This window comes from Mesorhizobium sp. M1406 (assembly GCF_040317555.1).
GTDB lineage: Bacteria > Pseudomonadota > Alphaproteobacteria > Rhizobiales > Rhizobiaceae > Mesorhizobium.
In genome coordinates, this window is sequence record NZ_JAMYKW010000059.1 from 19,049 (window position 1) to 29,565 (window position 10,517).

Below are 10,517 nucleotides of genomic sequence, written 5' to 3' on the forward strand. Positions count from 1 at the left end.
CGGAGTCATCGTCTTGGTCGTCCTCTTTCTCATCGCTGGTCGGCAGCAGTACGACGTCAGTGCATGAGATAGTCGACAGCGGCACGCAGCTGCTTATCGTAGCCATGATAAAACAGATAAGGGTCATTCTCGACGTATATGTCGGGTCTGATACCCTCGCCCTCAATAAGCCATCGAGAAACCCCGTTTTCTTTGACGTAGGAACCCGATTCAGGAATCCGGACCGGGCCGCCGTCAACTAGGGTTCTGCCGCTATTGACCCAAATGCCTGCTCCTGACGTTCGCGTGCCAATCAGAACGCCTAAACCCATACGCCGCACGCCTTCAGCGATCAATTCGCCATTGGAGTATGTGTCACCATCGACCAAAACAACAAATTTTCCTTCGAAAGAATCCCTTGGATTCTTAAATAGAACGCTATCGTAGCGACCATTTAAGTACATCCACGTCTTTCGTTGTAGAAAATTCAATATCCACGCATCCATGTTCCCGCCATTATTTCCGCGAACATCAATTATTATGCCTTTTCTACCTTGCATGGATGGATATTGCTGTACGATAGTTGCCAAATCCCTTTCATAGGATGCATAGAGGTGCAGATAACCGACCTTTCTGCCGCTTAATTTGTCCACCATCTCCTGATTTGAAAAGGTCCAATGCCTGTAGCGCAAAAATGCCTCTTCGGTTGGGCTGATCGTTTTCACCGCATTGTGCAGCACGCGACCATCCGCTTTGCTGACTGTTATCGATAGCGTTTGTCCCTCCTGCCCATCGAGAAGTTCATCAAAAGAGCTTTGGTTGCGAACGCGTGCGCCGTTGATCTGCGTAATTTGGTCCCCGGGGACTATCGGCGGATTGGCCAAGCTCAATGGCGATCTGTCTTCCGCCAGGTCGATATCGCCGTCATAGACTTCTACGACCCTCACGCCATCGCCGTCGCCATCGGAAAAAGCCCCTCCCAATCTTCCTAGGCCGCGCTGCTTGTCCGGGAAATCAATCGGTGAGCGCATCGATGTATGGCCTACGCCGAGCTCGGCAACCATCGCGGATGCTACCTCGTTGAACTCGGTTCGGTTCGACACCCTTGACAAGAATCCGATGTATTTGCGCCGGGCATCTTCCCAATTCTTCCCGTTCATTTTGGGATCCCAGAAATAATCCCGGTAAAGCCGCCACATCTCATTGAACATCTGAACACGCTCAACCGATTTGTCGATTTTCACGGCCAGGTTCGAAACATTGTTCAAATCCGTCTTTTGCGGCAACGTGCCGTCAGGCGGCACTTGTGCAGCAAAGAGCCCGCCTCGGCCTATGGCTATCAGCGACCGCTTATCCGCCGACCATTCGATTTTGAAAATATCTTCGTCAAAAAGGGGACGCGAAACTCGGCGGCGTCCTTCCGACAGTTTCGGGAAGTCCACGAGATTGCCTTTTTCGTCACGAACAGCTTTTTTCACGACAGCGTATGGACGATCCCCGACCGCAAACAACATGGCATAGTTCGCGGCCACGATCGGCAATTCTTCCGTTGCCAACTGGTAATCGCGCATCGTCAACGGGCGTGCATATCCATTGTCGGCGCACTCGGACCAAGAGCTGTTCTGCGCCGTAGATGTCTTGAGACCGGCACTGGAATCACCAACCCTGTCCAAATCGATCGAATAGATAAGGCCGCGGTGTTGATAGTCCGGCCAGTAGTTTCTGGGTGCCCAAGGATCGGTTACCGTCGAACGGAAATTTGTTTCCGAAATGAAGTAGAGCTTCCTACCGTCTGAAGAAAAAGCCGGAAAATAGGACTCATACCGACCGCTGGTTACGTGAGTGACGGTATTGCAGTCAACATCAAATATGGACACACGGCCGATGTCTTGCGGCGTGTAGGTCACAAATGCCATTTTCCTGCTGTTCGCAGCCCAGCTCAACCATCGCGGCATGGTTTTTGAGGCGACATCTATGATCGCTGCGCGGCCCGTTTGAGAGTCAAGCCGGTACAACTTTCCGGAGATCGTGATGGCGATCATGATCGAACCATCCGGCGACACCGAAATATCTTCAAGTGGCTCCACAATATCATTGTGGACTTCCTTCGCGTCCCCACTGCGGAGGTCAAATCGATAAATTCTGTCTTCTCCGCTCATGTCCGATAGTGCAAAGAGATTGTCCCCGGCTGCAAGACGCACCGATTTCACCCGGGCAGCTGGGCTGCATTCCAGGCACGACGCCGTTTTGGCGGCGACGTCGACTGACCACAAATTCCCCCGCAATACGATCACTGCACGTTTCGCGTCATTGGACAGCTGCAGCTCGGTCGCGTCGTTCGTATTGAACGTCATCAAATCGACGGTGCTGACCGCATGCGGAGGCAGACGTATCTCAACCTTCTCAGTCTTGCCGCTCGTCGGGTCGAAAGAATAGACGTCGCCCAGTTGCTGGTACAGGATTGACCCGTCGCCCAGCAACGAAATCGAACCGATGTCGTAGACACTTTCAAACGTGTGCTGCTTTAGATTCGCGCCGTTTAGGTCTATGGACCATAGGTTGAAGCGGCCGCTGCGGTCAGACAGAAAATAGATACGATTGAGCGCACATAGCGGCTGACGGCTTATTCCCGAGTAGGAGGAGGTCAACGGAACCGCTTGGATTCCAGGAGTTACAGCGCCGGGCGCGATGTCGGCAAGGATATCGGCCGAGATTCGGAATATCGATTGCGCATACCCCCCACGATACAGCCTGTTATTGTCGATGAGCTTCTCGTTTTTGACGAATATGACGCTTCCTTTGAAAAGACATCCCTCTGAGGCCTCTGCCAATGGAACAGGTCTCACCCTACGTGTCGCGATATCGACGATGAAAAGCAGCGGCCCGCGTTTCTTCGATTTTATCGTCGTTGAGTAGAGCACTTGGGAGTTGCCAAGCCATCCCTCTACCTTTGCATCGAGGCCGCCGTCATAGGTCAGACGGACGATTTCCCCCGTGGCCGGTGAGGCAAAGAAAATCTCCGATGATCGGCCGTCCAATGCGGAAAATGCGACATGCTTTCCATCCGGGGAAAGCATTGGCGACGTTTCGTCAGTATGGCCACCAGTTATTCGGCGCGCGAACTTCCCCCGTTCCTGGAGCCAAATGCGGCCATTGAATTCAAAGACAAGGCTGGAACCATACCCTGATGGATTTCGGGCAAAATATGGAGCCTCCTGTGCTAGACACACCTTCGCGGAAAAAACCGAAAGTATAAATACTCCGATGATCGTCGCCAAGGACTTCCATGCTTTTCGAAACTGGAAGTTATAATTGAGATTGCGCACGATCTAGCTCCACACTTCGATATTGGTCGCATGCTTTCCGCAGTTGCGATTGGGAACCGCTCCACACCTTCCGCTGGCTGCTGACCTCACAATGACGACAGGAACGCAACCAGCCGGTCCCTGTCGTCCTTGGGGAGGTCCTTGAAGCGCGACACGGAATAGGTCGCCTCTCCGCCATGCCAAAGGATGGCCTCCAAGAAGTTGCGCGCCCGTCCATCGTGCAGGTAGCCGACTTTCTCCGAGACAGTGCCTTGCATGCCGATGCCCCAAAGAGCGGGCGTTCGCCAATATCGGCTGAGGCCGTCATCATTACTGTCCGCAAGAGCTTCACCCATGTCGTGGAGCAGCATGTCGGTGAACGGATAAATTCGCTGACCACGAACCCGCTTGTCCGTGTCTTCCCGCGAGCTTGTTTGCAAAGACGGCCTGTGGCACATGGCGCAGCCCGCTTCCTCGAATAAGCGCGCGCCTCGCGCATTCTCATTTGCGTTGTCGAGCCGTCGCGCCGGCACGGCCAGCACTTTGAGGTATTCGGCAAGGTCCGTCACCAATCGATCATATTCCGATCGGGCGTTAGGTGCGGTCTCTTTGGGGATAGGTTGATGAATGCTGAGCTCACCGGCGAGAGCCGAGCGCGTCTGCATATTCAGATTGGAAACAGTTGCCTTCCATCCGAAACGGCCGACTTTATCACAAGAGTTGCTGGCCCGCTGCTCGCATGCCGTCCCGACGATGCCTCTCACACCGAATGCCGAGAATTCTTGTTTTTCAGCTGCTTTTCTAATCTCGTCGTCGGAAATCGCTTCGAGCAAGCCTAAACCGTAGACTCCTGGCGCATTGCGCAGATCGACAAGTCTTTTCTCGCCATCGACAATTGCTACAGGTGCAACGAGCTCGACGAGTTGGCCCCCTAGCGTGATCTGTTGCTTCGTTTCCCATTCCACGCCTTGAAGTTTCTGGGAAACGCTTGGGACGAGTATGTTTCGGAATACCGGCGGGACAGAGTGATGGCTTGATGCCTTGACCGAAAAGCCAGTCGAATCGAACGCCTCTGTGTGCGAAATCCCTCGGCCGTCGCTCGGATGGCAGCTTTCGCAGGAACGAGCATTGTAATCAGCTTCGATAGGCGGGCCGCTTTCGACGCTCGAAAGCCCGTCGATCGGATGGCTATTCCTGAAGGCAAGCGCACCATTGGAGAAGACGCGCCGCTCCTCGAGCTCGAGGAAAGGAGCGGCATGATTGTAGGGCGACTCCCCGAATGAATATACGGTCAGCGCCCCACCGGTCTTCTTCGCGTCGTACCAGTCGTCACCCGCGAATGAGCCCAAGGGAGCAAGCGCTAGAAAAACGAGTGAACAAGCGACGACATTTTTGATGGATCTAGAAGGAAATCGCATGGCCCCACTGCGCCTTCTCACGCGCCGGCGTTAACACGGGAGAACATTGTGAAATTACCAGGTCAGTGGCCTGCAACAAATTCAATCTTTATTCGATCCGGATCCTCTACAAACAGGGCATAATAATCTTTGATACCGCTAGCGAATGGGTATCGATCATCATATAACATGGGGATAGAATTTTCGATGCAGTACTGTCGCATCGAATCTACTTCTGATCGCTCTTCGATTTTGAAAGCAATATGATTCAGGCCGACCCCGCTTCTATGATATTTATGATTCTTGTATTTATCGGACACCTGTACGAATGTCAGATAAGCTTCCCGTTTTCTTCGAAGGGTAAATCCATCGTCCCACGCGGACGTTTCTTTATAACCGATTCTCGCCAGAATCGTTTCCCAAAAGGCATACGAAGCATCGATGTTTGAAACATAGATTTCGATATGATGCAGCATTCGTTACCTCGCAATTAAGCAGAACTACCAAGGGTTGGTCAATCAAAGGCAGAGTGCGACCCTGTCGGGTCGCACTCTCGGTTGCAGTTCTTACGAACGGCCTGATCCTCTGTATTGGCTCGCGTTCACGCCTATTGGCACGCGAGCATAGTGTGTATCGCCGCCCTGCGATACGAAAAGGTCGAGATAGACATCGCCGTTCCGGTCTTCAAAGAGACATTGACTTGACGAGAAGATGGCCTCCTCGCCAAACGCCTGCACCCCCTGCTTGGCCAATTCGTCGGCGGTAAAGCTCACATGATTGGTGAAATTCATGCCGGTGTCGGTGGAGACCGCAACGACAAGCCGGGCATTGCCGTTGCCTTCATCATATTCCTTATATGCCGTCGCTCGAATTGGAGTGTTGATGAGCGCGCTATATTGGAAATGCGACGTCGACATGCCGGGGTTCGATGTCTCGGTATTCTGCACAGCTTGCGAGAGCTTGTTGTTCGCAATGACGTGCTGCCACGGTGCATTCACAGGCCGGATGGCTTTGAAGCTCACAATGCTGACTTCGCCCCGCCGCCCCTTGCCGTCCGTAGCCATCATCGAGGTCTGAACAAAGCTTATACCGTTATTGGGATCGACGGATGGGTCCAAGGATGAAAGGGTCTTGTCATCGTCTGTCTGGCCCAATTCACGCGTGCCACCCCAATTGAGGGTGGGCGAATTCGGCTGGGACGTGCCGCCTCCCAACCGCAGATTGTCGTACTGGCCCGGTTGTGACTCAACTTTGACCACCGGATAATCTGCCGCTTTGAACCCAAACAATGGCTTCGGTTGAGACCAGATCTCGCCGCCATCCTGGGATTCGATGTAGGCGGGATAGGATCGTTGCGATGTCGTTTCTTGCGCCACATCGGACGGAGCGAATGCGGGGTTGGTGGTCTGATAACTTGCAATGACGTAGGTGCCCCGGATGGCGACGGCTGGCCCTGACGTCGCATACGGATCGTCAACAACCTTGCTGGCCATCGGGAAGGTATGGCCGTCCTTGGAAACGCCGACATAGAGGCTCTTCGAGTGCTTGTCCTGCCAACCGTAGACAACCGTTTGACGGTGCTCGTCAGCAAGAGCGCCCCAGCCTTTGCGCGACGCCTGAATAAATGTGTCGGTCGCTTCGACGCCTGCAGGTGTTACGGCTTCGGAGACGACAATTTGGGGCTTGTCAGCGAACGGTGCGCTGGCAAAAGCGATCCTGCCGACAGTCACGCCATCATGTTCTTCTGTGAAGGCAATATATGAGCCTTGAAAATTGGAATCGATGGCTGCCTGACGCACATTGCCGTCAACGCCCTTGACGACAGTCTCATTCCAGCTTTCGCCATTGTCCAGCGAAGCGCTGAAGATGAGGTCGAGACGCGAGCCATTACCAACGGAATAGGTTGAGACCAGTCCGCCATCGGCGGTGCGCATGATATTGCGCCCTGCACCATCAATGCTTTCTTGTGACAGCTGATTGAGCATACTCCCGCCAAAGGCGACACTGCTTGCCATCGCGAACGCAAAGGCGGCCAGGGAAACGGGCTTCAAAGGAAAATTATACATTCTCTACCTCGTTCTATCTTGGGAGTGGACAACGCACCCGTTCAGTACAGGTGCGTGTCGCACGCCAAATCTGGTGGAATGGGAAAGATGCAATGCAACCCCGGAAAGGGTCTATGGACCGCTGGGCTTGGCGGCCGCTCTCAACTGAGCCGCATTAACGCCGATCGGCAGGCGAGCGTAGCGCGTGTTGTCGCCCTGCGATACGAGCAGATCGACGAAGACGTCTCCGTTGCGATCTTCGAACAAACACTGGCTGGCCGCGAAGATCGCTTTGTCATCGAAGCCTTGAAGCCCCAGGTCGGACAATGCGTCGCGCGTGAAGCTTACGTGCCGATTAAACACCTTGCCCGTATCGGTTGAGACCGCAACGACGAGACGAGCATCTCCATTGCTAGTCTCCTTATATGTGGTCGCCCGAACCGGCGTGTCGATGAGCGCGCTATATTGGAAATGCGATGTCGCTGCATCCGTTTTCGATGTCTCAGCGTCCCGGCTATTTGCCGACAGTTTGTTGTTCGCTATAACATGCGTCCATGGCGCGTCGGGCTTGATCTGACGGAAACTGACAATGCTGACTTCGCCCTTCCGGCCGGCTCCGTCTATTCCCATCATCGATGTCTGCACGAAGGTTATGCCGTCGTCGGGATTAAGAGCGGCTGCAGCCCCTTCCATTTGAGAAACATCTGCCGCCGCCGCCGATTTGTCTTCGGCGCCAACATCCGTGGTACCGGAATCGCGCGAACCGCCGCCGCCGCCAATCCTATCGCCTATCCCTCCCCAATTGAGGATCGGCGAATTAGGCTGGGACGTGCCGCCAGCCAACCGCAGATTGTCGTACTGGCCCGGTTGTGACTCAACTTTGACCACGGGATAATCTGCCGCTTTGAACCCAAACAATGGCTTCGGTTGAGACCAGCTCTCGCCGCCATCCATGGATTCGATCCAGGCAGGATAAGATCGTTGCGATATCGTTTCTTGCACCACATCGGACGGAGCGAAAGCGGGGTTCGTGGTCTGATAGGTTGCGATGACATAGGTGCCCCGGATGGCAACGGCTGGCCCTGACGTCGCATAGATGTCTTCGATCACCTTCCGTGCCATGGGAAAGGTGCGTCCGTCCATGGAAACGCCGACATAGAGGCTCTTCGATTGCTTGTCCTGCCAACCATAGACTACGGTTTCACGATTTTCGTCAGCAAGAGCGCCCCAGCCTTTGCGCGACGCCTGAATAAATGTGTCGGTCGCTTCGACGCCGGCAGGTGTTACGGCTTCGGAGACGACAATTTGGGGCTTGTCAGCCAACGGCGCGCTGGCAAACGCGATCCTGCCGACGGTATCGCCGTCACGTTCTTCCGTGAAGGCGATATAGGAGCCTTGAAAATTGGAATCGATGGCTGCCTGGCGAGCCTTGCCGTCAACGCCCTTGACGACAGTCTCATTCCAGCTGTCGCCATTGTCCAGCGATGCGCTGAAGACAAGGTCGAGACGCGAGCCGGTGCCAACGGAATAGGTTGAGACCAATCCGCCATCGGCGGTGCGCATGATATTGCGCCCCGCACCATCAATGCTTTTTTGCGACAGCTGACTGAGCGTACTCCCGCCAAAGGCGACGCTGCTTGCCATCGCGAGCGCGAAAGCGGCTAGGGAAACGGGCTTAAGAGGGGAATTTAACATTGTCTACCTCGCTCTATGTTTGCCTACCTCGCTCTATGTTTGGAACGGAATACAGACAAAAGGGTAATTGACACGGCTAGTTTTGTTGGTCAAGATCATAAATAATAAATTAGTCATCGCTTATACTACAGCATTGTATATTAGAAATCCGTTATTTAGCCGTTCTGTTTTCGACGCAGATTATTTCAACTTAAGCAATGTCTTAATTGCGCATCATTCTCTAGACATCCGCACGTCTGGCAAACTATTTGCTGAGCAGGAGGTCAGGGGGATCTGTTGCAACCTTTTGATTACCAGCGCTGTGGCAAGGAGCCTTCGATCATTTCGGAGGTTGCAATGTTCAAAGGCCGCCAGTTCGACCAATCCGTGATCCTGCTTTGCGTGCGCTGGTACCTTGCCTACAATCTGAGCCTGCGTGATCTTGAGGAGATGATGGCCGAGCGCGGCATTACGGTCGATCACGACCATCCACCGCTGGACCGTTCGTTTCTCGCCCTTGTTGCTCGAGCGTTTCAACCGGCGCAAGCGTAGCGTGACCGGCAAATGGCATGTCGACGAGTCATCAAGGTCCGTGGCCAGTGGATGTATCTCTATCGCGCCATCGACAGTGTCGGCGACACCGTCGAATTCTATTTCAGCGAGCAGCGCGACCTGCCGTCGGCCAAACGCTTCTTCAGAAAGGCGCTGGAGCGTCATGGCCGACCGGATCGCGTCGTCATCGACGGGAGCCAGACCAACCACGAGGCGATCGTTTCCTGCGACACCACAAATCGCTTGCAGGATCGCACCCGACGCCGGCTGAAGCCGATCCGCATCCGCCGGAGCCAGTATTTGAACAATCGGATCGAGCAGGACCATCGGCGCATCAAGCGCCGGGTCCGGCCGATGCTCGGCTTCAAATCGACGGCCACCGCCTCCACCATCCTTTCCGGCATCGAAATGATCCACATGATGCGCAAGCGACAGGCGAGGTACGCCTTCAATCCGAATCCGTCCCTGGCCGAGCAGTTCGAAATCCTCGCCGCCTGATTGACCTCGCATCAGGCCTCTCTGCGCCCCTATTCAGCCGTTGCAACAAAACCCTTTCCTTTGAAGCCGATCGTGCGCGTGCCCGTCACTTTTTCCTCATATTTACATTAACGGAATCTCATGTCGGAGCAACCGGATCGAAATGCCGACACGGACGCATCTTGGCTGGAGCGCCGTCCTGGTATCAAGGTAATCGCGCACGATCGTGCCGGCGTCTAAGCATCACCGACGAAAGGTCGTTTGATTGGTCCTCGAGAACCTGTGGCAGGTCGAGCTTTGAACATACCTGCGCCTTGGCGCAGCGCGATCCCGTATTCGAGGCAGAAGGGCCCGCATCTGATTGATCAGGCGCGTTCTCGTTCCGATCATCTGGTCCCGCACCCGGTGTAAAGCCTGCAGGTCGGTTTGTTCCTGGTTCTTGAGCGCTGCAAATCGCATTGTTGGCCGTGTGGCCGCCTCAGCGATCGCCTCCGCGTCGATGATGTCGGTCTTGTTCGACTTGACGTACCGCTTCACAAATTGTGCGGGAATCAAGCGCACCTTATGTCCGAGCGCCTGTGTCTTCCTGGCAATCCATTGAGAGCCGGCGCACGATTCCATCCCCACGATCGCCGGTGATGCGCGCTCGAAGAATTGGAGCAGCGTGTCGCGTCGGAAACAAACCCTCTGGACTGGCACTCCGTCGCTTCCGAGACCGACGACGTGGAATATGTTCTTACCGATAGCAATTCCGTAGACTGCGGCAGGGCGCGGTACGTTGCGTTTTGGCATTGCAACCTCCTTCGGTTTGACAGCCTCATGGTGCGGCAGGAGGACAAGGCGGACGCTCGATGCCAAGCGATGCGTTGTGGCCCCACGCTTGCGGTCGGCATGGGGTGAGCCAGCGTCGGGCATGCAAGGCTCTTTTAGTCGATCGCTCGAGCGTTCGCTACACAAGCATCCGGCCAGAGAAAATGGCGGTGCCAACAAAATGTTACAGAATATCACAGAATTGTCATATGGCTTGGTGTAGGATAACTACTTCCTGGGTCCGCCTGCTTTAGATCCTGGGTCCGCCTGCTTTAGAT

General features: G+C 54.6%; 5 protein-coding genes and 2 pseudogenes. 1 reads left to right on the forward strand and 6 read right to left on the reverse strand.

Annotation, left to right across the window (positions count from 1 at the left end):
* Nucleotides 1-56: 56 nt before the first annotated feature.
* The 5 genes from NKH03_RS28865 to NKH03_RS28885 all read right to left on the reverse strand — a co-directional run bounded on the left by NKH03_RS28865 (nucleotide 57) and on the right by NKH03_RS28885 (nucleotide 8,370).
* Nucleotides 57-3,305 carry a S41 family peptidase gene (locus tag NKH03_RS28865; protein ID WP_352972231.1) on the reverse strand — a complete coding sequence of 1,083 codons (3,249 nt, stop codon included), beginning with the start codon at nucleotides 3,303-3,305 and terminating at the stop codon, nucleotides 57-59.
* An 86-nt stretch (nucleotides 3,306-3,391) separates the two neighbouring features.
* Nucleotides 3,392-4,633, reverse strand: coding sequence for a di-heme oxidoredictase family protein (locus tag NKH03_RS28870; protein WP_352972233.1), 1,242 nt, complete (start codon nucleotides 4,631-4,633; stop codon nucleotides 3,392-3,394).
* A 131-nt stretch (nucleotides 4,634-4,764) separates the two neighbouring features.
* Entirely contained in the window at nucleotides 4,765-5,157 is a 393-nt protein-coding gene (locus NKH03_RS28875) for a VOC family protein (RefSeq protein WP_352572524.1), read from the reverse strand.
* A 90-nt stretch (nucleotides 5,158-5,247) separates the two neighbouring features.
* Entirely contained in the window at nucleotides 5,248-6,747 is a 1,500-nt protein-coding gene (locus NKH03_RS28880; protein ID WP_352607903.1) for a hypothetical protein, read from the reverse strand.
* Nucleotides 6,748-6,858: 111 nt separating this feature from the next.
* Nucleotides 6,859-8,370, reverse strand: a complete 1,512-nt coding sequence (locus tag NKH03_RS28885) for a hypothetical protein (protein ID WP_352972235.1) — start codon at nucleotides 8,368-8,370, stop codon at nucleotides 6,859-6,861.
* Nucleotides 8,371-8,757: 387 nt separating this feature from the next.
* Between NKH03_RS28885 and NKH03_RS28890 the strand changes: the two are divergent.
* Nucleotides 8,758-9,450: pseudogene (locus NKH03_RS28890) on the forward strand (IS6 family transposase).
* A 214-nt stretch (nucleotides 9,451-9,664) separates the two neighbouring features.
* Here the strand turns inward: NKH03_RS28890 and NKH03_RS28895 are convergent.
* A pseudogene (locus tag NKH03_RS28895) lies at nucleotides 9,665-10,221 on the reverse strand (IS110 family RNA-guided transposase); the annotation flags it as partial.
* Nucleotides 10,222-10,517: the final 296 nt, after the last annotated feature.